Source organism: Shewanella sp. SP1S1-7 (assembly GCF_031932105.1).
GTDB classification, from domain to species: Bacteria; Pseudomonadota; Gammaproteobacteria; order Enterobacterales; family Shewanellaceae; genus Shewanella; species Shewanella baltica.
The window spans coordinates 21,790-46,802 of record NZ_JAUOEU010000027.1 but is presented as its reverse complement, the minus strand read 5'-3'; the positions used below and the strand labels follow the sequence as shown (position 1 = coordinate 46,802).

General features: G+C 46.6%; 26 protein-coding genes. 9 read left to right on the top strand and 17 right to left on the bottom strand.

Annotated features, from left to right (window positions below; genetic code table 11):
• Positions 1–289 precede the first annotated feature (289 nt).
• The 3 genes from fis to prmA all read right to left on the bottom strand — a co-directional run bounded on the left by fis (position 290) and on the right by prmA (position 2,636).
• Positions 290–595 (bottom strand): DNA-binding transcriptional regulator Fis, encoded by a 306-nt coding sequence (gene fis, locus Q4Q49_RS17725; RefSeq protein ID WP_006083371.1) that lies wholly within the window; start codon positions 593–595, stop codon positions 290–292.
• Between the two features lie 16 nt (positions 596–611).
• On the bottom strand, positions 612–1,580 hold the full coding sequence (gene dusB / locus Q4Q49_RS17720) for a tRNA dihydrouridine synthase DusB (protein ID WP_312000004.1): 969 nt from the start codon (positions 1,578–1,580) through the stop codon (positions 612–614).
• Positions 1,581–1,754: 174 nt separating this feature from the next.
• Positions 1,755–2,636: a 50S ribosomal protein L11 methyltransferase gene (gene prmA / locus Q4Q49_RS17715; protein WP_311891999.1), complete on the bottom strand. Its 882-nt coding sequence runs from the start codon at positions 2,634–2,636 to the stop codon at positions 1,755–1,757.
• Between the two features lie 384 nt (positions 2,637–3,020).
• On the opposite strand from prmA, the gene Q4Q49_RS17710 reads away from it, so the two are divergent.
• The 4 genes from Q4Q49_RS17710 to Q4Q49_RS17695 all read left to right on the top strand — a co-directional run bounded on the left by Q4Q49_RS17710 (position 3,021) and on the right by Q4Q49_RS17695 (position 7,433).
• Complete coding sequence (locus Q4Q49_RS17710; RefSeq protein WP_311906481.1) at positions 3,021–3,743, top strand: fumarate reductase cytochrome b subunit; 723 nt, start codon at positions 3,021–3,023, stop codon at positions 3,741–3,743.
• A gap of 172 nt (positions 3,744–3,915) precedes the next feature.
• Positions 3,916–4,587 (top strand): fumarate reductase cytochrome b subunit, encoded by a 672-nt coding sequence (locus Q4Q49_RS17705; protein ID WP_311999994.1) that lies wholly within the window; start codon positions 3,916–3,918, stop codon positions 4,585–4,587.
• A 108-nt stretch (positions 4,588–4,695) separates the two neighbouring features.
• Positions 4,696–6,702, top strand: coding sequence for a fumarate reductase flavoprotein subunit (locus Q4Q49_RS17700; protein ID WP_311999993.1), 2,007 nt, complete (start codon positions 4,696–4,698; stop codon positions 6,700–6,702).
• Complete coding sequence (locus tag Q4Q49_RS17695) at positions 6,702–7,433, top strand: fumarate reductase iron-sulfur subunit (RefSeq protein ID WP_311999992.1); 732 nt, start codon at positions 6,702–6,704, stop codon at positions 7,431–7,433. Before Q4Q49_RS17700 ends, Q4Q49_RS17695 begins: the two co-directional genes overlap by 1 nt.
• Before the next feature lie 50 nt (positions 7,434–7,483).
• Here the strand turns inward: Q4Q49_RS17695 and Q4Q49_RS17690 are convergent, their stop codons facing one another.
• Entirely contained in the window at positions 7,484–7,768 is a 285-nt protein-coding gene (locus tag Q4Q49_RS17690; RefSeq protein ID WP_006084381.1) for a putative quinol monooxygenase, read from the bottom strand.
• Positions 7,765–8,787 (bottom strand): zinc-binding alcohol dehydrogenase family protein, encoded by a 1,023-nt coding sequence (locus tag Q4Q49_RS17685; protein WP_311999991.1) that lies wholly within the window; start codon positions 8,785–8,787, stop codon positions 7,765–7,767. Before Q4Q49_RS17685 ends, Q4Q49_RS17690 begins: the two co-directional genes overlap by 4 nt.
• Before the next feature lie 134 nt (positions 8,788–8,921).
• Here Q4Q49_RS17685 and Q4Q49_RS17680 point away from each other — a divergent pair, with 134 nt between their 5' ends.
• Complete coding sequence (locus Q4Q49_RS17680) at positions 8,922–9,848, top strand: LysR family transcriptional regulator (protein WP_311999990.1); 927 nt, start codon at positions 8,922–8,924, stop codon at positions 9,846–9,848.
• A 53-nt stretch (positions 9,849–9,901) separates the two neighbouring features.
• Here the strand turns inward: Q4Q49_RS17680 and rho are convergent, their stop codons facing one another.
• Both rho and trxA read right to left on the bottom strand, forming a co-directional pair.
• Complete coding sequence (rho, locus tag Q4Q49_RS17675; protein ID WP_006083361.1) at positions 9,902–11,167, bottom strand: transcription termination factor Rho; 1,266 nt, start codon at positions 11,165–11,167, stop codon at positions 9,902–9,904.
• Positions 11,168–11,376: 209 nt separating this feature from the next.
• Positions 11,377–11,703 (bottom strand): thioredoxin TrxA, encoded by a 327-nt coding sequence (gene trxA, locus Q4Q49_RS17670; protein WP_006083360.1) that lies wholly within the window; start codon positions 11,701–11,703, stop codon positions 11,377–11,379.
• A 152-nt stretch (positions 11,704–11,855) separates the two neighbouring features.
• Between trxA and rhlB the strand changes: the two genes are divergently transcribed.
• Together rhlB and Q4Q49_RS17660 are read left to right on the top strand one after the other, a co-directional pair.
• On the top strand, positions 11,856–13,172 hold the full coding sequence (rhlB, locus tag Q4Q49_RS17665; RefSeq protein WP_311999989.1) for an ATP-dependent RNA helicase RhlB: 1,317 nt from the start codon (positions 11,856–11,858) through the stop codon (positions 13,170–13,172).
• Complete coding sequence (locus tag Q4Q49_RS17660; RefSeq protein ID WP_006084375.1) at positions 13,173–14,099, top strand: exopolyphosphatase; 927 nt, start codon at positions 13,173–13,175, stop codon at positions 14,097–14,099. It begins immediately after the preceding gene.
• 64 nt (positions 14,100–14,163) lie between these two features.
• Here the strand turns inward: Q4Q49_RS17660 and Q4Q49_RS17655 are convergent, their stop codons facing one another.
• From Q4Q49_RS17655 to nadC, 10 genes are all read right to left on the bottom strand, one after another.
• Positions 14,164–14,700: a thioredoxin family protein gene (locus Q4Q49_RS17655; protein ID WP_311906475.1), complete on the bottom strand. Its 537-nt coding sequence runs from the start codon at positions 14,698–14,700 to the stop codon at positions 14,164–14,166.
• Positions 14,701–14,930: 230 nt separating this feature from the next.
• Positions 14,931–15,323 (bottom strand): 8-oxo-dGTP diphosphatase MutT, encoded by a 393-nt coding sequence (mutT, locus tag Q4Q49_RS17650; RefSeq protein ID WP_107402786.1) that lies wholly within the window; start codon positions 15,321–15,323, stop codon positions 14,931–14,933.
• Positions 15,324–15,400: 77 nt separating this feature from the next.
• Positions 15,401–15,610 carry a DNA gyrase inhibitor YacG gene (gene yacG, locus Q4Q49_RS17645; protein ID WP_006083355.1) on the bottom strand — a complete coding sequence of 70 codons (210 nt, stop codon included), beginning with the start codon at positions 15,608–15,610 and terminating at the stop codon, positions 15,401–15,403.
• A 73-nt stretch (positions 15,611–15,683) separates the two neighbouring features.
• Entirely contained in the window at positions 15,684–16,418 is a 735-nt protein-coding gene (gene zapD, locus Q4Q49_RS17640) for a cell division protein ZapD (protein WP_311999988.1), read from the bottom strand.
• Entirely contained in the window at positions 16,411–17,028 is a 618-nt protein-coding gene (gene coaE / locus Q4Q49_RS17635; RefSeq protein WP_311999987.1) for a dephospho-CoA kinase, read from the bottom strand. The genes zapD and coaE overlap by 8 nt, the downstream gene beginning before the upstream one ends.
• A gap of 39 nt (positions 17,029–17,067) precedes the next feature.
• Entirely contained in the window at positions 17,068–17,994 is a 927-nt protein-coding gene (locus tag Q4Q49_RS17630) for an A24 family peptidase (RefSeq protein ID WP_311999986.1), read from the bottom strand.
• 27 nt (positions 17,995–18,021) lie between these two features.
• Entirely contained in the window at positions 18,022–19,290 is a 1,269-nt protein-coding gene (locus tag Q4Q49_RS17625) for a type II secretion system F family protein (protein WP_311999985.1), read from the bottom strand.
• A 150-nt stretch (positions 19,291–19,440) separates the two neighbouring features.
• Entirely contained in the window at positions 19,441–21,153 is a 1,713-nt protein-coding gene (pilB, locus tag Q4Q49_RS17620) for a type IV-A pilus assembly ATPase PilB (protein ID WP_311999984.1), read from the bottom strand.
• Between the two features lie 73 nt (positions 21,154–21,226).
• On the bottom strand, positions 21,227–21,652 hold the full coding sequence (locus Q4Q49_RS17615) for a prepilin-type N-terminal cleavage/methylation domain-containing protein (RefSeq protein ID WP_311999983.1): 426 nt from the start codon (positions 21,650–21,652) through the stop codon (positions 21,227–21,229).
• Positions 21,653–22,332: 680 nt separating this feature from the next.
• Positions 22,333–23,214, bottom strand: a complete 882-nt coding sequence (gene nadC, locus Q4Q49_RS17610; RefSeq protein ID WP_311999982.1) for a carboxylating nicotinate-nucleotide diphosphorylase — start codon at positions 23,212–23,214, stop codon at positions 22,333–22,335.
• A 272-nt stretch (positions 23,215–23,486) separates the two neighbouring features.
• On the opposite strand from nadC, the gene ampD reads away from it, so the two are divergent.
• A complete protein-coding gene (gene ampD / locus Q4Q49_RS17605; protein ID WP_311999981.1) occupies positions 23,487–24,035 on the top strand; it encodes a 1,6-anhydro-N-acetylmuramyl-L-alanine amidase AmpD in 549 nt (182 codons plus the stop codon).
• An 84-nt stretch (positions 24,036–24,119) separates the two neighbouring features.
• The gene (gene ampE / locus Q4Q49_RS17600) at positions 24,120–24,971 is read left to right on the top strand and encodes a beta-lactamase regulator AmpE (RefSeq protein WP_311999980.1); all 852 of its coding nucleotides are present in this window, start codon (positions 24,120–24,122) and stop codon (positions 24,969–24,971) included.
• Positions 24,972–25,013 lie beyond the last annotated feature (42 nt).

Here is a 25,013-nt window from a genome sequence, read left to right as displayed (position 1 = left end):
TTATAACTTAAAACCTGATAGCTCGTGTCAAGGTTGTGCTATGGGTCGGTATGGATTGTCTATTGATTTTGGTCACCAGACGCAGCCAAGCTCATAGTGTTGGTGAATGATGTCTTAGTTGGCGTGAGAGACGTGGCAAACCAAGCATGATGGTGACTGTGTAACTATGTGTATAAGAAGGGCGCACATTAGAAAGGCATACATTAGAAAACCGTATATCAGAAAGCAAAAAAGCCTGAATTTCTTCAGGCTTTTTCTTTTCTCAATACAACAGCTTAACCCTTGTGGATTAGTTCATGCCGTATTTTTTCAATTTTTTACGCAGAGTACCACGGTTGATACCTAGCATGTTTGCTGCGCGGGTTTGGTTGCCACGAGTGTGTTGCATGATGATGTCAAGCAGAGGCGCTTCAACTTCGCTTAGCACCATTTCATAAACTTCTTGTGCTTCCTGACCGTCCAACTGTGCGAAGAAGTTAGTTACGGCACGCTTTACTGCGTCACGTAATAACTGGGGCTTGATAGTGCCGTTTGCGGTTTCGATTTTGCCAACGGTAAGCTGGTGAACTTCTGTGTTAGTTGTCTGATCAAACATTCTATTCTGCTCTTTATTAATTCTGTACTAATTCATCAAAATAACATTCCACGAGGGAATACTGTTCTGCAGCGGTTTCCAGCCGATTAAAGTCAGCCCTAAATTGGCGCTGAGCTTCTTGGTCTAGGTACCATCCCATATGTTTTCTGGCGAAGCGGATACCCTTGTATTCACCATATAAGTCATACAGTTTGGTGAGGTGTTCCAGCATCACTTGACGCTGTTCGGCAACCTCAATGGGCGCTAGCTTATTACCCGTTTCCAAGTAGTGCTGGATTTCTCTGAAAATCCAAGGCCGTCCTTGAGCACCCCGTCCTATCATCAAGGCATCGGCACCGGTGTATTCCAGCACAAAGCGGGCTTTCTCCGGACTGTCGATGTCCCCATTGGCGACGACAGGAATCGAGACATTCTGTTTGATTGCTTTGATCGTGTCGTACTCAGCATCGCCTCTGTACATACATTGTCTCGTGCGGCCGTGAACGGCGAGCGAGGCTATGCCACAATCCTCTGCAATCTGGGCGATTTGAACACCATTCTTGTGTTCTGGCTCCCAGCCGGTGCGAATCTTTAACGTGACGGGCACATTCACTGCGGCGACCACGGCTTGTAAAATCTCTTTTACCAGCGGCGGGTTTTGCATCAGCGCTGAGCCAGCCAGCTTTTTATTCACTTTTTTCGCGGGGCAACCCATATTGATATCAATGATGTGAGCGCCTTGTTCAACATTGAACAACGCGGCTTGCGCCATTAAATCAGGATCGGCTCCTGCAATTTGCACTGAGCGGATGCCTTCCTCGCCAGAATGCGTCATGCGCTGGCGGCTTTTATCTGTATCCCAAACTTCAGGATTGGATGAAAGCATCTCGGAAACCGCTAGGGCTGCGCCATAACGAAGACAAAGATTACGGAAAGCTCGATCGGTGACACCTGCCATTGGTGCCACGATCAGCTGATTGTTCAGTTGATAGGGTCCAATCTGCATTTTATGTTTCACCTTAGCTCTTCAAAGGGGCGCTATAGTAGCCCTTTTTGTTGGCCGTGAAAAGGTCAATAAATGACCTAGAGGTAATTTTTTTTCTTGACTTTTAATCGGCGAGAAGTCAGAGGCTAAATAGTTGGAAGCCAGCGGTGGCGCATGTTGCGCCACCCTTTAGCGCTATTTACGCTTGCCTGTCAAGCGGCTCCAATCTTCTTTGTGAGCCGCTGCGTCCATATCGAACCATTGGCTATAAAAGTCAGAGATTTCTTGGGCTTGTTCTTTGAGGAGACCGGAAAGGGCAAGTTTGCCACCGGTTTTTACGCGTTCTGCGATCAAAGGCGCTAATTCACGCAGTGGGCCGGCAAGAATGTTGGCGACCAGTACGTCGGCTTTGAGATTGGCGGGTTGATCTTCTGGTAAGTACAAGGCTAGCTTGTCGGCGACATCATTGCGCTCGGCATTAGCACGTGAAGCGTCGATGGCTTGATAGTCGATATCGATACCTGTGACGTTTTTCGCGCCCAGTTTCAGTGCGGCTACGGCTAAGATGCCAGAGCCACAGCCAAAGTCGATCACTTCCTCATTGCTTAAATCTAAGCTGTCTAACCATTCTAAACACAATGCAGTCGTAGGGTGAGTGCCTGTGCCGAAGGCAAGACCGGGATCGAGGATCACATTGACTGCGGTTGGATCGGGGATCTCGCGCCAGCTTGGGCAGATCCACAGACGCGTGCCGAATTGGATGGGGTGGAAGTTATCCATCCATTCGCGTACCCAGTCTTTATCTTCAATTTGTTCGACTTTATGGCTGAAGTTCTCACCGAGAAAAGGCAAGGTTTTCAGCATGGCGATGGTCGGTGTCAGATCGGTTTCTGCATCGAATAAGGCAACGACAACGGTATCGCGCCACAGTGGGGTTTCGCCCAGTTTAGGTTCAAAAATAGGGGTGTCTTTACCATCTTCAAAGGTGATAGAGACTGAGCCTTCTTCCATGAGCAAGTCGCTGATGGTTTCAGCGTCATCGCTATTGGTGTTGATTCGGAGTTGGATCCAAGGCATGGGGGCATCCTGTGGCTGAGTGTGCAAACGCTAAGGGTTCAAAATATCGCGCTATTGTAAACCATGGCTTAAGGTTCTGCGACTGACTATCGCGGTGTAGCGTTTTTGTCTGCGTAGACAAAGTGTTAGCGAACACGCATCGATTGGTGCTGGAAAGCGAATTGTCAGTTTTAATTTTTTGTATAACACCATGAAATATATTGGTTAATTGGTTTTACCTTTGTTTGGTTTGGTGCGTTTTTTGTGATCTTGTTCTAAGAGTTGCACTCAATCAGGTGAGTTGGCTCACGCTTTAAATCTGTGATGCTGAAGCCGGATCTGCGTTACTGCTATGGTGTAGTTTGCCAAGAGGTGCCAACGACAAACGACATAGGTGAATCCAAGATGACAAGCATAACTCGAGTTCACAATAGGGTGAGTACATCGCAAGGTCATCCTTGGTCAGCAAAGGCTGATAGGCTACAGAGTGCGACTGGGATTATGCTCGGCAGCTTTTTATTGCTGCATATGCATTTTGAGTCGAGCATTTTGCTGGGAAAAGAGGCCTTTTATCGTGTGGTGCAGTTGCTTGAAGGTGGCATGTTCAGCAGCACAGGACACGGTTTCCCCATAGTTACTAAAGTGTTTTCAGTGTTTATGCTATTGGTGGTGATAGTGCATGCGGCGGTAGCACTGCGGCGTTTTCCCGCGCAGCTCGGGCAATGGCGCGCCCTGCGCTTGCACATGGGTAGTATCAACCACAAGGACACCCATGCGTGGTTTTGGCAACTGATCACCGGCTTTATTTTATTTTTCCTCGTCCCAGTTCACCTCTTCACTATGATTTTGAATCCTGAAATTGGCCCGCATTTATCGGCTGAGCGGGTGTATCACGATAATGCTTGGTTGCTGTATGTGCTGTTGCTGCCTGCTGTGGTTGTGCACGCCATGATTGGCCTGTATCGCGTCGCGGTAAAGTGGGGCATAACCACCAAACGCTCAGGCCTGCGAAAATTCGCCAAGGTGCTGATTATTTACTTGCTATGCCTTGGTACTGCGAGCCTAGTTTCATATCTATTTATCGGCAGTGAGCTGGGTATTCCTGTACAGCCTTTCGTGCCTGAGTAGGTTTTGAGCCGGCAGCAGGATTTTGTTTCACTGCTATTATTTAAGCGTTAGGTTAATTATTCAGCACTCAATTGATCTGGCTCACGTTTTCGTGTGGATATGTGAGCGATATTAATTTGCAGTAAGACTTAATGAGATTGGCTCGATAAGGTCAACGGTATGAGGCGAGAGGATGGCGATCAAACTAACTATTAAAAAATGGAGTGCTTGGCTGGATTTAAGTCAGAGCTTGTCTGGCGTCATCCTCGCGGTTTTTCTGTGGACCCACTTAGTCTTAGTGTCATCGATTTTACTGGGTAGCGATGCTATGAATTGGGTGGCGCGCACTATGGAGCTGAGTTTTCTTTCCGACGATGGCCACGGTTATCCCTGGGTGGTGACGGGTATTGCAATGGGCATCGCGGCTCTTGCGTTAGTGCATGTATTAGTTGCGCTGCAAAAGTTACCCATGAGTTTGCGCCAGCAAAGGGCATTGCGGCAGCAAATGCAAGTGATCAACCACAGTGATACGCGTCTGTGGCGCTGGCAAGCCATTACCGGTGTGGTGATTTTACTGCTGTTGCCAGTACATCTGTGGTTTATTGGCTCGGCTCCCGAAACCATTGGCCCCCAAGGGAGCGCCGACCGTATTTGGAACCAAGGTGTGTGGATGGTTTACCTGCCGTTGCTGCTCACGGTGGAGTTACATGCGGCGATTGGTATTTACCGTGTGGCTTTGAAATGGGGCGCGGCGCGGGATCTCAATAGCCGCGGTCGATTACGTAAGATCAAAACCATTGTGAGCGTGCTATTTATCACAGTAGGCATAGCTTCACTGCTGGCATTTTTACCCCATGCGAGTTAATTCCGCCGGCAATTAATGAATAAGTAAATCAATGAATAAGCTAATCGTGAATAGAATGTCGAACATCGCAAACTACATAAGAATAAATGACCCGATTAAGGAGCAGGCGTGAAACTGATTTATACCGATTCATTAGTGGTAGGCGCCGGACTTGCTGGCTTAAGGGTCGCCATCGCGTCAAAAGAGCGTGGACTCGATACCTTAGTCCTGTCACTCATTCCTGCAAAACGTTCCCACTCTGCAGCTGCCCAAGGCGGCATGCAGGCGAGCTTAGGCAATGCCGTAAAAGGCATGGGCGATGATGAAGACGTGCATTTTCAAGATACAGTAAAAGGTTCCGATTGGGGCTGCGATCAAGATGTGGCGCGGATGTTTGCTCACTGTGCACCCAAGGCTGTGCGTGAATTGGCGACGTGGGGCGTACCTTGGTCGAGGGTGAGTGCTGGCCCAAGAGATGTGATAGTTAACGCGCAAAAAGTGACTTTGCATGAGGCGCAGGAAGCCCATGGACTAATTAACGCCCGTGACTTTGGCGGCACAAAAAAATGGCGCACTTGCTACACGGCCGACGGTACGGGTCACTCGCTGTTGTATGCTATGGATAACAAAGCGATTTCTATGGATATTCCCGTCCATGAACGTATCGAAGCTTTGGCACTTATTCACGATGGTAAGCGCTGCCATGGGGTAATCGCTCGCTGTTTGATTTCGGGTGAACTCAGGGCTTATGTGGCTAAGTCCACCACCATCGCCACTGGCGGATATGGCCGAATTTATGAAGTGTCGACCAATGCGATTATCTGCGAAGGTATTGGCCAAGCGCTCGTGCTAGAAACCGGCGTTGCCACCCTTGGCAATATGGAGGCGGTGCAATTCCATCCCACCGCTATCGTGCCCGTGGGCATTTTAACCACAGAAGGCTGCCGTGGAGATGGCGGTTTATTGCGTGATAAAGACGGTTACCGCTTTATGCCAGACTATGAGCCCGATAAAAAAGAGTTGGCATCGCGGGATGTGGTATCGCGCCGCATGACAGAACACATACGGAAAGGGAAGGGCGTTGATAGCCCCTATGGACCGCATTTGTGGCTGGATATTACCCTTCTGGGTCGCAAGCACATCGAAACCAACCTAAGGGAAGTGCAGGAAATTTGTGAGAACTTCCTCGGTATCGATCCCGCAAAAGATTGGATCCCTGTACGTCCAACGCAGCATTATTCCATGGGCGGCATTCGAACCAATGCCACGGGTGAAAGCCCGCAGCTCAAAGGCTTGTTTAGCGTCGGCGAAGCGGCGTGTTGGGACATGCATGGTTTTAACCGTTTAGGCGGTAATTCGCTGGCCGAGACCGTGGTTGGCGGCATGATTATTGGTAAATATGTCGCCGATTTTTGTGAGAACAATAGCCTAGAGATAGACACTCAGCTTGCTGAACGGTTTATGCAGCAAGTGCAGAGTGAAATAGATTTGCTGATCGAAGGTGATGGCCACGAGAGCGCCTTTGCCCTCAAACGTGAAATGCAGCGCATCATGATGGATTATGTGGGGATTTTCCGTAATGGCCCCGAGCTTGATAAGGCTGTTGCCGAGCTTAAAGTGTTGCTGGAACGTTCGCGTAAACTCGGACTTAAGTGTAAAAAGCGTCACGCCAATCCTGAGCTGGTCGAAGCCCTGCGGGTCAAGCGTATGCTAAAAGTGGCGCTGACTGTGGCCTGCGGCGCAGCGGCACGAACAGAGAGCCGTGGTGCCCATGCTCGTGAGGATTTTCCGCAGCGTAATGACCGCGATTGGCTAAATCGCACCTTGGCCAGTTGGCCTGATGCCGATGCGCTCGAACCTGTGCTGAATTACGAAGCGCTCGATGTAATGAAGATGGAACTCCCGCCGGGCTATCGTGGCTATGGCATCAACAACGCCATAGTGCATCCCGACACCGAAAAACGTGAGCAGCAGATTGCCAATATTTTAGCTGAGCTAGGTGACGATGCTGACCGTTATCAACGCCAGCGGGCGCTTATGCCCTTTGAATTACCCGAGAGCTTACAACCCAATAATGAACGTTTGAGTGATACCTTAAAAAGCCCGTCCGCCAATGCGTTAGGAGAAAAATCATAATGAGCCAAGGTCGTCAGTTAACCTTTAATATCTTTCGTTATGATCCGCAGGAGCCAAACGATAAGCCCAAAATGGTGCGATATCAGCTCACTGAAACGCCGGGTATGACGGTCTTTATCGCCCTCAATAAACTCAGGGAAGAACAAGATACCTCGATGCAGTTCGACTTTGTTTGTCGTGCGGGCATTTGTGGCAGTTGCGCTATGGTGATTAACGGTTTCCCAACGCTGGCCTGTCGCACTTTAACCGCTAAATATCCCAAGGGCGAAATCACCTTAATGCCGCTGCCTGGCTTTGAGTTGATTGGCGATCTCTCGGTCAATACCGGTAAATTTATGCGTGAACTCGCCGAACGCTTAAAGCTGTGGTTGCATCCAAAATCTAACGATATCAGCGTGCATCGCCTCGAAGATCCAATGGACCCAGACGAAGCTGCGCGCCTGTATGAGCTTGAGCGCTGCGTTGAGTGCGGCGTGTGTGTTTCAGCTTGCGCGACTAAGCAAATGCGTGAAACCTTTGTCGGCGCCGTCGGTATGATGAAAATTGCCCGTTTCGAGATGGATAGCCGTGATGCGCGCACAGCGGAGGATTTTTACCATGTGATTGGTAATCAGGATGGGGTGTTTGGTTGTATGACTTTACTCGGCTGCCAAGACAACTGTCCTAAGGATTTACCACACATGCAGCAAATCGCTTATTTACGCCGTAAGATGGCCATGACTTTGATTTGATAAGTGATAAATGATGAAAAGCGCCAACTCGTTTGGCGCTTTTTTATTGATTAACAGGCGTAGCTTTTATGGATGTCAGCTCGACTGATTAAGTCTGCCGTTTGGGCGACAAATGCTTGGAAATGCGCACTCGCCATATGCTCATCCAATGCCGCTTGGGATTGCCAAATCTCATACATCCAGAAGATATTTTCATCATCTAATGAGTGATGCAGTTTGTATTCGATGCAGCCAGCCTCGGTATGCGTGTCCGTCACGAGTTGCTTGAGTATCTTAAATAGCGCGTCGCTCTGGCCTTGATTCGCTATGATTTGGGCAAATACCGTTATTTTCATTGGCTAAAACCTTCCAAAACAATTTTACCTATAGCTTTGCCTGACTCTATCTGAGCGTGGGCCTTGATTAAGTTTTGCGCATTAATGGTGCCGTAGTGCTCACCGAACGTACTCTGTAACTCGCCTGTATCGATAAGGGCACTTAAGCGATTGAGCAAGTGATGTTGGGCTACCATATCCTCGGTTTGATAAAGACTACGGGTAAACATCAGCTCCCAATGCAGTGACAGGCTCTTACGCTTGAGTTTCATCACATCTAATGGGCCTTTAGGATCATCGATAAGCGCTAGTTTTCCTTGCGGCTTAAGCACTCGTACTATTTCATCAAAATGTTGGTCGGTTTGGGTCAAGCTAATCACATGGGTCACATCAGTAATGCCAATATTGGCAAGTTCGCCCGAGAGCGATTTAGTGTGGTCTATGACCGCATCGGCGCCGAGTTTTTGCACCCAAGCGGCAGATTCAGAGCGAGAAGCTGTGCCAATCACCTCTGCCCCTGTGAGTTTTACCGCCAGTTGAGTGATGATAGAGCCCACACCACCGGCCGCGCCGATAATTAAAATACGGGCGTCAGTTGCCGAATCATCTTGGGGTAAACCTAGGCGGTCGAATAAAATCTCCCATGCGGTAATCCCGGTTAAGGGTAATGCCGCCGCTTGGGCATAGGTTAAACTCTTAGGTTTATGGCCGACAATTCGTTCATCAACCAATTGATATTCTGCATAACTTCCGCTGCGACTAATATCGCCCGCGTACCACACTTCATCACCGACGTTGAAAAGGCTGACGTTTTCGCCAACTGCTTTGACGACGCCGACGGCGTCCCAGCCGATGATCTTATATTCGCCCGCTGGCGCCGAGCTGGATGCGCGGATTTTAGTATCAACCGGATTGACGGAAATTGCTTTGACTTCCACCAAGAGGTCAAAACCCGTTGCCGTCGGTTCGGCTAACGTGATGTCTTCTAATGCATTGGGTGCTGTGATTGCACCTGCAGTTTGGTAACCAATGGCTTTCATGTTAATTCCTCTGGGTGTACTGGCTTGAGTCTATTTGCTTGAGTCTACTTGTATCGAGTAGCCATTGTGTGGAATATTAGCCAAGAGATAAACAGGGTAAAGTTTGTAATTTTTTCAAAGGATTTTTGATAATCATGTTGATTAATGATTTAGCTTTGTTCGTGCGGGTCGCCGATTGTGGCAATATTTCTGCCGCTGCGGCCGAGATGGATATCTCCGCGGCATCTGCCAGCGCCGCAATAAAACGGCTTGAAAAACAGCTTGATACTAGCTTATTTATCCGCACGACCCGCAGCTTACGTTTGACTGTACAAGGTGAGCGTTATCTTATTCATTGTCGACGTGCGCTAAGCGATTTAGCGCTCGGCGAACAGGCCATCGCCAGTGATAAAGGTAAAATATCTGGCACCTTAAGCCTGTCGGTTTCTTCAGACTTTGGCCGTAATCTGTTTGTGCCTTGGCTCGATGAATTTTTGCTCGATTTCCCGCAGCTGCAAGTGCGTTTGCACCTTGGCGACAACATCAGCAGTTTTTACCACGATAAAATTGATGTCGCAGTGCGTTACGGCAAACCGCAGGACTCAAACCAAGTGGCATTTCCGCTCTGTAGTGCTGATCGTGTCCTGTGCGCCTCGCCTGAATATCTGGCCGAGTTTGGTGTACCTGATTCACTAGAACAATTAGTTGAGCATAATTGCTTGTTTTATAAGTTAGATGAGCGAACGCACGATCAATGGCAATTTAGGCGTGATGGCCAAGAATTCAAAGTGCGTGTCACGGGCAATCGTAGTGCTAACGATGCGGAAATTGCTCGCCGTTGGGCTGTGGCTGGCAAAGGGTTGGTCTTTAAGTCGAGTCTAGATCTGGCCGATGACTTAATCTCAGGGCGATTAGTGCGTTTGTTGCCTGAGTATCAAGGTGAGCCCGTCGATTTGTATTTAGTGTGCCCAGGGCGCGAGCATGTCACGCCTGTCGTCTTATTGCTGCGGGAAATGCTGCGGCAGCGCACACAGGCTTTGAGTAAAAGCTTAGGTAAAATACTGGCTGTGCAAAAACCTTAGGATTCAAAAAACAAAAAAGCCGCATGATGCGGCTTTTTAGCGACTCGCTGAGATTAAGACTTAGCGCGTTTCATCGCAGTAAAGAATTCTTCGTTAGTCTTGGTCATAGCCAATTTGTCGATTAAGAATTCCATTGCGCTGACTTCATCCATAGGATTTAAAATCTTACGCAGGATCCACATTTTTTGCAGTTCTTCTTGAGTCGTGAGTTTTTCTTCACGACGCGTACCGCTGCGGTTGAAGTCAATGGCTGGGAACACACGCTTTTCTGCCGCTTTACGTGACAGATGTAGCTCTTGGTTACCTGTACCTTTAAATTCTTCGTAGATCACTTCGTCCATCTTAGAACCGGTATCAACCAAGGCTGTGGCGATAATGGTTAAGCTGCCGCCGTGTTCGATGTTACGTGCTGCACCGAAGAAGCGTTTTGGACGGTGCAGGGCGTTCGCATCCACACCACCGGTTAACACTTTGCCCGATGACGGGATAACAGTGTTATAGGCACGGGCTAGACGAGTAATAGAATCGAGTAGGATAACCACGTCTTTCTTGTGCTCAACCAAGCGTTTGGCTTTTTCAATCACCATTTCGGCAACTTGAACGTGACGGCTGGCTGGCTCATCGAAGGTTGATGCGATTACTTCGCCTTTAACGAGGCGTTGCATCTCGGTCACTTCTTCTGGGCGTTCGTCGATCAACAATACCATCAACACCACTTCTGGGTTGTTGTAGCTGATACTCTGAGCAATACCTTGAAGTAATAGCGTTTTACCGGCTTTGGGTGGTGCAACGATCAAACCACGTTGACCTTTACCAATCGGTGAGCATAAATCCAGAATACGTGCGGTAATATCTTCAGTTGAGCCGTTGCCACGCTCCATACGCATACGTTCTTCTGCGTGGAGTGGGGTTAAGTTTTCAAAGAGGATTTTATTACGGGAGTTTTCTGGTTTATCGAAGTTAACTTCGTTGACTTTCAATAGGGCAAAATAACGCTCGCCTTCTTTCGGTGGGCGAATTTTACCAAAAATGGTATCACCCGTTCGCATGTTGAAGCGGCGAATTTGGCTTGGTGAGACATAGATGTCATCTGGACCAGCTAAATAAGAACCGTCTGAGCTGCGTAAGAAGCCGAAACCGTCTTGGAGTATTTCTAATACCCCACCGCCGAAAATGTCTTCTCCACTTTTGGCGTGGGCTTTAAGGATTGAGAAAATAATGTCCTGCTTGCGAGCGCGGGCCATATTTTCGAGCTTCATATTTTCAGCTAGCGAGACTAGGTCAGAAATCGGCGTGTCTTTTAATTCAGTTAAGTTCATTTTGGGGGTCTTGTGTTACGCGACAAAGCTTACCGCGATCAATCAGTAAGGATGTAATTCAGGATAGTGATTGACGAGCGAGAAGAGGTTATTAGAAAGAATCTGGTTATTAAAGTAGCACTAACAAAGCGGGGCGTCCAGAAATTTAGGGAAATTCCGGCACAATTAATTTATAGCTTGTGCCGGAGGTCACTCATTACGACATCAAATTAGATTTGCGCGTCGATAAACTCTTTTAATTGCGTTTTTGATAGTGCGCCAACTTTAGTTGCGGCTAATTCGCCGTTCTTGAATAACAGTAAAGTTGGGATGCCACGAACGCCATATTTCGCTGGAGAAACATTGTTTTGGTCAACGTTTAATTTAGCGATAGTTACGCGGCCTGCATATTCTTCAGACACATCGTCTAAAATTGGAGCGATCATTTTACAAGGGCCACACCACTCGGCCCAGAAGTCTACCAATACTGGCAAATCAGACTTTAATACGTCGTTTTCGAAGCTGTCGTCACTCAGGTATATAATTTTATCGCTCATGATGTTCTCCAGTTTGGGTGCCATTGCTGGTTTGTTAATGGCTTACCATGTATATTGGGGCTGAAAAATAGCTTTTCAAGTTACCTTTTTACAATGTGGCTATTTCAAACGATCGAGTATCTTATTGCAACCTCAACAGGTAAGCTTGCGCTATGAGCGAAACACATCTATCTACCCAAAGGTTTGCCGACCTACCTCTACATCCTGAGGTTAAACAGGCCCTTGCCGAGAATGGCTTCGAATTTTGTACGCCGATCCAGGCGTTATCACTGCCTGTATTACTTCAATCAAAAGATATCGCTGGTCAAGCACAAACGGGCACTGGCAAGACAATGGCCTTTTTGGTCGCCACTTTTAATCACTTATTATCGACTCCCGTACCTGAAGGTCGACTGATTAATCAGCCCCGCGCCATCATTATGGCTCCGACTCGCGAACTGGCGATTCAGATTGCTAAAGATGCGATTTTACTCGCTAAACACACTCACTTAAAGGTGGGTATTGTTTATGGCGGCGAAAGTTACGATGTACAGCGTAAAGTATTAGATCAAGGTGTTGATATCTTGATTGGTACTACGGGTCGAATTATCGACTACGTTCGCCAGGGCATTATCGGCTTGAATGTGATTCAGGCTGTAGTATTAGATGAAGCCGATCGTATGTTCGATCTTGGTTTTATCAAAGATATCCGCTTCTTGTTTAGACGTATGCCTGAGGCAAATCAACGTCTTAATATGCTATTTTCGGCAACCTTGTCGATGAAAGTGCAAGAGCTGGCTTATGATCATATGAACGAGCCAGTTAAAGTCGAAATCGCCCCTGAAGAAAAAACCTCTAAAAACATCAAAGAAGAAATCTTCTATCCTTCGCAAGAAGAGAAGATGCGTTTGTTGCTGACCTTGATTGAAGAAGATTGGCCAGAAAAAGCCATCGTTTTCTCCAACACTAAGCACAGTTGCGAAACGCTTTGGTCTTGGCTTGAAGGTGACGGACATCGTGTGGGTTTATTAACGGGTGATGTGCCACAGAAAAAGCGTATTCGTATCCTTGAGCAATTTACCAGTGGCCAGCTAGATATATTGGTTGCTACTGATGTTGCGGCTCGTGGTTTACATATTTCTGACGTTTCACACGTGTATAACTATGATTTACCAGATGATTGCGAAGACTATGTTCACCGAATCGGTCGTACGGGTCGTGCGGGTAACAAAGGCATGTCGATAAGCTTTGCCTGTGAAGAGTACGCACTGAACTTGCCGGCAATCGAAAGCTACATCAATCATTCGATTCCAGTGAGTAATTACGACAGTGAAGCTTTACTGGCCGATATTCCTACGCCAGCGAAGATCCACCGTAAACACCCTAGCGGCACTCGAAACTTGCGTGATCGTTCAGGGGCAAGCCGCCCAGGTGCGCAACGCAGTGGTGCTCGCCCTCCTCGTCATGATAGGACACGTAGACATTCGTAAATGCCAACACCCGCTTATGCCGCTATAACATTAGGCTCAAACAGTTTTAATATGCTGATCGCCAAAACTCGTGGTGGTCAGCCGCATATTATTGCGAAATATAAACGCAAGGTGAGGCTCGCCGAAGGTATAGGCGACGATGGCAACTTAAGCCATGACGTGATGCAGCGCGGCCTCGACTGTTTGAGTATGTTTGCCCAAATGTTGGTGCAACATAAGATTGAAGCAAATCATGTTGCTGTGATTGCTACTGCAACCCTTCGCAGTATCAGTAATGCCGATGAGTTTAATCGGCGTGCATTGCCACTCCTTGGTCATCCAATTGAAATCATCTCAGGCATGCGTGAAGCTGAGCTTATCTATCAAGGCATGGTAGCAACCACCTGTGGTCAAGGGCGCCGTTTAGTGATAGATATCGGCGGGGCGAGTACTGAGTTTATTATCGGTGATGGGCATCAAGTGTTGTTCAAAACCAGTTTGCCCTTTGGTAGCGTGACTTATAATCGCCAATTTTTTAGTAGCTTACCGCTGCAGCAGTTAGATTTTGATGATGCTAAGCAGCAAGTGCTAACCGCATTAGCTGAGCATAGACAAACGCTACGCGATCTAGGCTGGCATTGTGTTGTTGGCGCATCTGGCGCGGTGCAATCTGTGGTTGAAGTCCTGCTTCACCGTGGCTTATCTGAAACGATAACGCTCGATGTGCTTACTCTGCTGAAGGCTGAAATTCTCGCACAAGAAGACATTGGCTTAACGGGGATCGCTGGGCTTTGTAGCGAGCGAGCACCGACTTTTGCAGCGGGTGTCGCTATTTTATTGGCTTTGTTTGAGTTGCTGGGGATAGAGCATTTAGCCTTATCTGGCGGCGCATTACGTGAAGGTGTTTTAGTGATGCTCGCGCAGCGAATTATTGACGAAGCGAGCTAATATTTTATTGAAACATGATAAAAACCAAAGGCCGCTATGCGGCCTTTATTGTGTACTGCGTCGCTTATTTCAATAAATCGGCGAGATCTTTCTCTAAGGAAACGGTTGGGCGCTCTACGATACGGCCAACTTCTTTACCTTGCTGTAGCACAATAAAGGTTGGAATACGGGTAAAGTCGTATTTGGCAGCTAAGCCTTCGGGATCTTTCTTCGTCCGGTCGACACCAATATAGGTCACTTTGATATTGGGATTGGCGACTTCTTCCATGATACGGATAAAGCGCGGTGTTTCACGGTGACAATCTGGACACCAAGTACCAATGATCACAATAATTTCAGTTGGTTCGGTGACGCTTTTAAGCGGAGTGATTGCCGCAGTGTCGACCTGGTAGCTTTTATACCCTTCGGCAAACTCATTGAGATCTGTGACTAAATGTTGTGCTTCTACTATGCCAGTTAAAATCACTTCTTGTTTCTCCTCGCTGCAGGTCGCAATTAAGCCCTGTTGTTGTTCTTCAAATCCACAGCCACCATTGGCTAGTACCTGACAACTAAAAAATAAGGCAGTAGTGGCTATTAATGCCTTAACGTTATTGTGCATGATGCGCCCTTAAAATCGAAGAGAAAGAATGAAGCTTGATTCAAACATTATTCTTGATGCGATTAAAGCGGATCATTGATTTGCTGCAAGCTAGATCACGCATTGCTAATATCTATAAGCTTAACGATCACAGGATTGCATAGTTTTCGGAGTTAAGGCATTGAAAAAGTTCATCCCCGAATTGCGATTCGGGGATAGAGCGCATTGAAATAATGAGGTAGATGGCTCGATTACTGAGCGAGAATTTTTTCTAAAATAGGCTTGTTAGCCTCGGGGAAGTCATAATTAATTAAATCGGCTTTAGTGACCCAAGCGATAAGCTGACCTTCGAGGCCTTGGGCTGTGCCGTTAAACTCAGTGACCGAATGGATATCGAGTAGCACTTGTTTATCGGGATAATCGAAACTCAGCGCCATAAATGGCTGACTATCGGTGACATCGAGTGCAACTTCCTCTTTGAGTTCACGGATCAGCGCTTGAGTGACCGTTTCGCCCGCCTCAACTTTGCCGCCAGGAAATTCCCATTTCCCACCTTGATGTAAATGATCAGGGCGTTTTGCTAGTAGAATTTCACCGGCCGAGTTAGTAATAATGCCGACGGCAACATGGATGCGTTTAGTCATAATATTTATCTATTGAGTAGAGAGTTGAGCAAATTAATCGCTGTGATGGGCGTAATTTCAGCGGTTAGCGCTTCTGATTATTCTTTAAAAAAGTCGCCTTCATCGAGATCAAATTCATCAAATGCTTCGGGATCAAATTCGGCTTTCACTGGGATGACATGCTTTTCTGACGCCCAATCGCCGAGGTCGATGAGCTTACAGCGCTCGCTGCAAAAAGGTTTAAATGCAGATTGTGGCACCCACTCGACAGGGGCTTTGCAGATAGGGCAGTTAACGGTCAATGGCATAATTGTTCTCTTGGTTAACGGCGATACAGCGGCCGCCAATACTAATGTCTTTCAGGCCATTAGTGTAAAGGCTTCATGCACAGGTAGCCAGTAAGAAATCAATCGAACGGTCGGAGTGGCGTTGTTGTTCAAACTGCACAAAATGGATTGCAAAACGGTTTTTATGGCCGCTAATCGTAGGATAACACCCGTGGGAGGCATCGACTTTGACTCGCACCAAAGCAAGTGCTTGAGCACTGTCACCCTGATAAAAACCTGCATGGGCAACGGTATTGTCGTAATGGGCTGTGCTGCGGGTGAGTTGGAGCAATAGGGTGATGGGGGTGAGCAAAGGTTCGAAGTGTGCTATCCAAGAGCGGTAGTCTTGTTGTTTTTCTTCCCAAGGTTTAGCTAGCCAATAATGCAGTTGCGGCAGATCGAAGTTACAGCAGGCGCCCGGCATGCCAAAGCGTTGTCGTAGCGCGGAAATAAATCTGTCTTGTTTTAGTTGGCTGCCGAAGCGGTCGGGCTTTTGCAACGGTTCGCGGGCTTGGGTGAGGGCATTGATAAAAAGGTCGATTTGCTGGTGGTCGACGTGATCTAATTCTTGCCATTTGCTGAGTTGCAGCAAGTGCCGTTCAATGTCTTTTAATACTTCATTACGATAATCACAGCGTTCGGACAATTCACAGAGGGAAAACAGCGGATAAAAACATCTATGTTGGTGGTCATGGCTTAGGTTACTTTGCAGCTGTTTATCGAGGTATTCGAGCCGCAAGTAGCTGCGAATTTTCTCGTTTAGGGGCTGTTCGTAAACTAATTCAGTCATGGGCGTTATCAGTACCAGAAAGTTGTAAATATCGCTGGTGCAATGCTAGCACCTCTCGTTTTAAGGTTGATATCTCTCCTTGATTATCAATAATGTCGTCGGCTCTGGCGAGTTTTTCGCTGCGACTACATTGGCTACTAATGATGTTATTAACTTGAGATGCATCAACATTGTCACGTTTTACGGTGCGATTTATTTGCAACTCAGGTGAAATATCCACCACTAAAGTCCGATTGACTAACCTATCTAACCCGTTCTCAAATAGCAAGGGCACGACCATAATTACATAGGCAGAGGTCGCTTTTTCTACCTGCGCTAGCATTTCTTGGCGGATCATGGGGTGTAATAGTTGGTTTAGCCATTCGCGCTCTTCTGGATGGCTAAATATCCGCTGCCGCAACTTGGCGCGATCGAGTTCACCCTCTGGTGTTAATATCTCAGTACCAAAATGAGTTACGATCGCTTCCAATCCTTTTGAACCCGGAGCGACGACCTCGCGGGCAATGATATCAGCGTCGACTAAGGTTATTCCTTCGGCGGCGAACAAATTGGCAACAGTCGTCTTACCGCTGCCGATACCGCCAGTAAGACCAACAACATACTTTGACATCACATACTCCGGATAGCTTTGTGCTTAATTTGCTAGATCTTACAGTGTTGAGAGGTACCAATCGACAATCTGTTGCCCAAATAGCAAGGCTATCCAGCCTGCGGCGGCAATATAAGGGCCAAATGGGATTGGATTCCCTTGTTTCAGGCGTTTACTAACAATCATAGTAATGCCAACGACTGCGCCAACGAGGGACGAAAGTAAAATCACCAGCGGCAGCATTTGCCAGCCAAGCCAAGCACCGAACACGGCGAGTAATTTAAAGTCGCCATAACCCATGCCTTCCTTGCCGGTGAGGATTTTAAACAACCAGAAAATGGACCATAGACTCAAATAGCCTGCCGCCGCGCCGATAATGGCATCGGTTGGGCTCGCAAAGGTATGATTTAGGTTGATTATCAAGCCTAGCCAAAGCAATGGTAGCGTCATTTGGTCGGGGAGCAACATCTCATCAAGATCGATACCCGCCAGTGCTACAAGCACAAAGGTGAGTACGCTCGCAAAAACAAACTGCCAGCTTGGACCAAAATGCCATGCCAAAGTCGCGATAAGTAGCCCTGTGATGAATTCAATAATAGGGTAGCGAGCAGAAATAGGGGCGTGACAGGCGGCGCATTTTCCCTTGAGCATTAACCAGCCTAATAGGGGTAAATTATGCCAAGGCTTAATCGACGTTTTACATTTAGGGCAGGCTGAGCCCGGCACAACAAGATTATACTTTTCAGGGAAGGCATCTATAGGTTTATTGAGTTGTTCTATACCGATTTTTTTGACTATGTCTTCGTGGTATTCCTGCAAATACTGATTACATTCTTGCTGCCATTCCCGTTTCATGATCACAGGAAATCTGTGGATCACCACGTTTAAAAAACTACCAATGGTAGCGGCAAAAATAAAGCTTAATGCAATAAACAGCCAAGGATTCTGATCTAGAGACTGGCCCAAAAGCGATATGAATTCTGACATTTAGTTTTCTTATTTGAATCGAATGAATTAGCTGACGATTTTACCCATTTGGAAGATAGGAAGATACATAGCGACAATTAACCCGCCGACGACAGTGCCGATTACCACCATCATAATTGGTTCTATCAGGCTTGATAAACCATCAACCGCATCATCTACTTGCATTTCGTAGATGGTTGATACTTTATTGAGCATGTTATCCAGTGAACCTGATTCTTCACCTATCATCACCATTTGCACTAACATGTCGGGGAAAAGTCCAGTGGTCTGCATAGCCACATTCATCTGCATCCCCGCCATCACCTCTTGACGAATTTTTAAAATCGCTTTGCGGTATACCGCGTTACCCGATGCGCCAGCAGCGGATTCTAAGCCATCAATTAACGGCACACCTGCTGCAAATGTGGTTGCTAAAGTCCGGGCGAATCGTGCCATGGCACCTTTGTGTAATATAGGCCCAATGGCTGGGATTTTAAGCACAGCTTCGTCTACTCTATCTCGCACCATTTGTGAGTTTCGGTGCGCCCGCACAAACAAAAATACTCCGCCAACAATGGCGGCTAGAAAGATGTACCAAGAGGATTGTAAGCCGCGGGAAATATGCAGCACTAATTGAGTAAAGGCAGGCAGTTCAGCACCAAAGCCTTTAAAAATCTCCTCAAATTGAGGCACGACAAAGAGTAATAATAATGTTGTTACTAAAACAGCTACTATGACAACGGCAGCCGGATAGAACATGGCCTTCTTAATTTTTGATTTGAGTGCTTCCGTTTTTTCTCTGTATGTCGCCACGCGATCGAAAACTAAGTCTAGTGAACCAGAATGTTCACCGGCTGCAACTAGGTCAACATAAAGTTCGTCGAAGTAACGTCTATGGGGACGCATAGCATCGGATAAAGGAATACCCGATTGAATTTCGCTAAGGATATTTCCTAATAGTTCTCGCATTTTAGCTTTTTCGTGACCGCGGCCGAGTAGCTCAATAGTTGTCACTAAAGGCACGCCCGCCGCTAGCATAGTTGCAACTTGGCGAGTCATCATAGCAATATCCATAGGGGTGATTTTCGGATCCCCTAGTTTAAATAGCGCAGAAGACTGTTTACGTACGCTTTTTGGATTTACGCCTTGGGATTTCAATTGGCTACGGATTTCGGCGGCGGTTGCTCCCCTGAGTTCACCTGCGGTTTTCTTGCCGTCGCGATTTACACCTTTCCATTCGAAGGTATAGATTTTTGGTTGGCTCTTTTGCTCGGCTTTCTTGGTGCGAGGCTTTCTTGTTGTCGTTGCCGTAGCCATAAATGATTCCTGTAAATAAATCGTTCTAGATTTTTAGTTAACTGAACGCTGTGCTTGTGAAATAGTTTGGACTCTAAGATTCAAATATGCGAGTAATGATGCGCTATTGCCTGCATTTTAGATTTAGCTTTAGATATATAAAGATTGGATTTAGCCAAAACTGGTTACACGATTGACTTCTGCAATGCTAGTGACGCCATGCATCACTTTCAATAACCCTGATTGCCGTAAATCTCGCATTCCTTGGGCTTTAGCTTGGGAGGCAATTTGCAAAGAATTACCGCCCTCCATGATAGTACGGGCTATTTCATCGGACATTTTCATGACTTCATAAATACCGACTCGGCCTTTGTAGCCCGCAGAGCAGTGCTCGCAGCCAACAGGTTTAAAGGTGGTAAAGCCTTGAGTAATTTGTGCTTGGGCAAAGCCTAAACGCAATAATTCATGTTCGGGGATCACTTCAGCTTGTTTGCATTCAGGGCATAGGCGACGCGCTAAGCGCTGGGCAATAATCAGGTTCACTGAGCTGGCTATGTTGTAACCAGGTACACCCATGTTGATTAAACGGGTTAAGGTTTCGGCTGCTGAGTTTGTGTGCAAGGTCGATAAGACTAAGTGACCCGTTTGTGCCGCTTTAATGGCAATTTCGGCGGTTTCAAGATCGCGAATTTCACCCACCATCACCACATCGGGGTCTTGGCGTAGGAATGAACGTAAAGCAGAGGCGAAGGTGAGGCCTGCCTTTAAATTAATGTGAACTTGGTTTACACCTTCGAGGTTAATTTCCACTGGGTCTTCTGCGGTAGAAATATTACGCTCTTCGGTATTGAGAATATTTAACCCTGTATAGAGAGAGACTGTTTTACCTGAACCGGTTGGGCCTGTCACTAGAATCATGCCTTGGGGTTTTGCTAGCATTTCAAGGTAGAGCTTTTCTTGGTCGGGCTCGTAGCCAAGCTTTTCAATACCTAATTGTGCGGAGGATGAGTCCAAAATCCGCATTACAATTTTTTCGCCCCAGAGCGTCGGCAAGGTGCTTACCCGAAAGTCGATGGACTTAGTACGGGATAGTTTCATCTTAATTCGACCATCCTGCGGCACTCGCCGTTCGGCGATATCGAGTTTCGACATTACCTTTAGTCGTGCCGATAAACGACCAGCGAGGCTAATCGGCGGTTCAGAGACTTCGTGGAGAATACCATCTATACGGAAACGAATACGGTAGCGTTTCTCATAGGGTTCAAAGTGTAAATCCGACGCGCCTTTGCGAATTGCATCGGTTAAAATTTTATTGATATAAATGACAATGGGCGCATCGTCACTACTCTCACCAGTAGATTCTTCGCTACGTCTGTCGGTATCAGTAATTTCTATCGCTGCCAGCGCTGCTTCGTCCATACCGCCTAAATCGAGACCGCTGATATCTTCTTCGAGAATTTTCTCCAGTGCTTTGGCTAGTTTATCTTCTTCAACTAGAATCGCTTCGGCGTGCAGGCCTGCACTAAATTGGAAATCTTCGAGGGCGGCAATATTGGTCGGGTCGGATGTGCCTATATAGAGGCGATTTCCCCGTTTAAACAGCGGTAAGCAGCGGTGCTTTTCAATGAGTTTTTTATTGAGGAAGTCCTCCGGAATGGAAGCAAGATCAAACTCATTGAGGTCGAGTAGTGGCGTGCCATATTCCTCATAGCACAGTTCAGCAATAGCACGTGCTGAAACCAGTTTACTTTGTACTAAAGTACTGACTAACGCTTGCTTATTTTGGCGGGATTTTGTGATGGCATTAGCCATCTGCTCTTCATTAAGCAGGCCCTTACGAATAAACAGGGTCGATAAACCTAAATGAAGGCCAGTTGTGGGCATCTTTAAAACCTAAATGTATTAAAGGTTAAATGGCAGCTGCGCTGCCATTTATGAAGTAAATATACTTACTAAACTATAAACCTGCCCCTGCAGTACATTGGGCGGCTGTGGCTCCAGTGCCTACGTTAACAATTCCGTATGTAACTCTACCTTCAGGAGATATAGTTGCTGTAAGTGTACATGAACCTTCTGCAAACACTAGTGTTCCACCAGCTCCTTCTGCAGCAAGTCCAGTTAATGACATTCCAGGGGCTGCAGCAACATCTGCTGGTAAAGTATCGCAACTAATACCTGATTGAGTACATGTCACAGCTTTAGTCGTATATGATGCAATTGCTTTCATGGCTGCACCACCATGGGCTGAACCAACATAATCACGGTATGCTGGTAAAGCAACAGCTGCCAAAATACCGATAATGGCGACTACGATCATTAGTTCGATCAGAGTAAAACCCTGAGCTTTTTTATTTAATGCTTTGTTTAAATTCATGGCCTTCATTTTTCTCTCCAGCTAACTATTTAGTGACTTACTGTGGTTGAATAAAGTGTTAAAACTAAACGCTGTTTTACACTATAAATTGTTTTGACTCGTCAAACTTTTTTACTCATTTATGCTAATAAAATCATTTATATGATCTATGTAACATTAACAGTACACCGATGATCTTGAATGACCCATGTGTAATGACTCATGCTGATTTATTCAACGCCACTTACTGAGCTAATGTCTGTTTGAATAAATCCTTTCGGTAACCGCACCTTAGGCTAATGTCCCTCAAAATGTGCTCCTCAAAAACGCAGATTAGAGCATTTTGACAGACATTCCAGTGCTGACCTTAGGTGAGGTTGACCAAACGGCCATCTCGCCTTTGTAAAAGTTAGTACAAAGTTGCATAAAATGAAACAACTTTTACTCATAAAGTACTAATAAAATGATTCATTTGTCTAAGAAATAGGAGATTAAACACATTGTGTTATAACAAAATTTTGACAATGTCAGTTTGATTGACTGGTATTAGCGCTAGAGTCAAGGTGATGGCGGATTTTCGATTGATTTTTGAAGGAGTTTAGCCATTGCTGATATTCGTATCATAAGGGCAAAACGCTTTGCTTTTTGAGTCTGGTACATGCAAAGCGTTTTATGATTTAACAAATGTTACGGTTTACTTTAAGTCGGTTTTAAGCTTTCAATCTAAGCGACAAGTCTAGGGCGCGAACATGCTTAGTGAGCGCACCAACTGAGATATAGTCGACACCGGTTTTGGCAAATTCGGCTAAGGTGTCTAAGGTGACATTACCGGAGACTTCAAGCTTAGCGCCGGCGCCTTTCGCTTTATATTGATTGTTCATTTCAACCGCTTCGACCATCTTAGTGATATCGAAGTTATCTAACATGATGATATCTGTGCCAGAGTCGAGTGCTAAGGCGAGTTCTTCGAGTGATTCCACTTCGACTTCAACGGGTTTGTTCGGGTGCAAGTTGCGGGCGGTATCTACGGCTTGGCGAATGCCACCACAGGCCATAATGTGGTTTTCTTTAATCAAAAATGCATCATATAAGCCAATGCGGTGGTTTTTGCCGCCGCCGCAGGTGACGGCATATTTCTGGGCAGTGCGCAGGCCTGGAATGGTTTTGCGAGTATCTAATAGGCGAGTGTGAGTGCCCACCAGTTTATCGACATAATGCTTAGTTAAGGTCGCAACGCCAGACAGGGTTTGGATAAAATTCATTGCCGTGCGTTCGCCAGTGAGAATAGCGCGCGCTGGTCCCGAGAGTTCACACAGTAACTGGTTGGGTAATACTAAATCGCCATCATCCACATGCCAATGCAGTGCGACTTCCCCACCGAGTTGATTAAAAACCTGCTCTGCCCATGCTTTACCGCAAAAAACGCCTTCTTCACGGGTGATAAGGGTGGCTTCAGCGTACTTATCAGCAGGGATCAACATTGCTGTGATATCACCATAAGCGATAGCCTTCGTTTGATCGTTGATTTCGGTGCCACCTAAGTCTTCACTGAGGGCGGATTTTACTGATTGGCGAATATCGTTTTCTAACATGAGCGGGGTCCTTGCATTCTTTAATTACTGACGACCTACTTGCATCTTAGGTTAAGATTACCACGGCCTTAGGCCTCACGGAACAGCTTGGAAGATTGTGCCTGCAGAGACTCAACCTCTGACTTATTTAAGTTGGGAGTGAATGGCTTACTCCGTGAGCTCAATATTAAAAGATGATGAAGTCAGTCTGTTCCGTGCGCTGGGTTTCTTCTTTGCTTGGCTGAATACTGTTAGAGTAACCCAGTTTATGTGGTATAGAGGATAAGCTCATAATGCGGTTTGATTCGGGTTGGTGTGAGGGTGCAAGGCGTTGTGAGTCACCACATTTTAATCAACGTCCCTTGGGTGAAGTGAGTTTGTTGGTGATCCACAATATTAGCCTGCCAGCAGGTTGCTTTGGATTACCTTATATTGATCAATTATTTCAAGGGTGCTTAGATACCAATGCCGATGCCAGTTTTGCACAGCTGCAGGGCTTGGAAGTCTCGGCGCACTTTTTGATCCGCCGTAATGGCGAGCGTGTGCAGTACGTGAGTTGTAACGACAGGGCTTGGCATGCTGGGGTGTCTCGTTATGGCGAGAGAGAGAATTGTAATGATTTCTCCATTGGTATTGAGCTGGAAGGCACAGATACTGAACCTTACACGCCTGAGCAATATCAGTCACTGGTAGCGTTGACGCAAGCACTGTTGGCGGAGTATCCATCGCTGAGTACCGAACGAATTGTGGGTCATTGTGATATTGCGCCAATGCGCAAAACAGACCCTGGGCAAAGTTTTGATTGGGAAAGATATTTAGGGAAGCTAAAGGAATATACTTAGGCGTTGCGCTCTTAGGTTTTTGGATTTTAGACGTATTTCACACAAACCTAGACTATTTATGGACAAATTATAGAGGTACAGCCCATGGCATTATTTTCACTCTTGGTCGCCATTTTAGTGGAGCGACTTAAATTTCTTCCTTCATCATGGCAATTTGATCGTTTATTGCAATCCTACCAAACGACGTTTTTTGGTGATAAAGCCTCACTGACGAGCGTTATGATGGCGCTGGCGTTAGTGCTGCCAGCCTTGTTGGTGTATGTATTGTCTTGGTTAGTGGCGGGGATGTTTTGGGGCTTATTAAGCTTAGCGCTATGGATTGTCGTGGCGGTGGTTTGTTTTAACCATCAGAAACAGCGTGATATTTTCAAGAAATATATGCAAGCGGCTTGTCGTTCTGACGTCCAAGCTTGTTACCATTATGCCGCTGAGCTCGATTGTAGCGAGTGTTTGGATGCGGTATCCGAGAAAGACCTTGGCGCCAAAGTGGGTCAAAGTGTCGCTTGGATTAACTATCGTTATTACGGCGCCGTTGCTTTGTTCTTCATTTTTCTGGGGCCAGTCGGTGCTGTGTTGTATTGCACTGTGCGTTTTTATGCAGAAGAAAATGCCCGTAAATCCCTTGAGCTGCCATTAGTCAACGAAGTGATTAGCGTGTTGGATTGGTTACCTAGCCGCATCTTTGCTTTTGGTTATGCGTTAAGTGGCCAATTTAGCGAAGGGGTAGCCGCGTGGCGCCATCATGGTTTGACCATAAATACCAGTGCTCGCACTGTCGTTGTTGAGACGGCATTAGCAGCGCAACCTTTACCTGAGGTCGCGAGTGCACCTATATGTGTACAGTCAACCTTGGCATTATTAGTACTGAGTAAACGCAACTTTACACTTATCGTCGCGGTACTGTCACTGCTGACCATTTTTGGATTGGTGAGTTAAGCAATATCAGCGTCACAGCGATAGCTGAATTTGGCAGTCTGA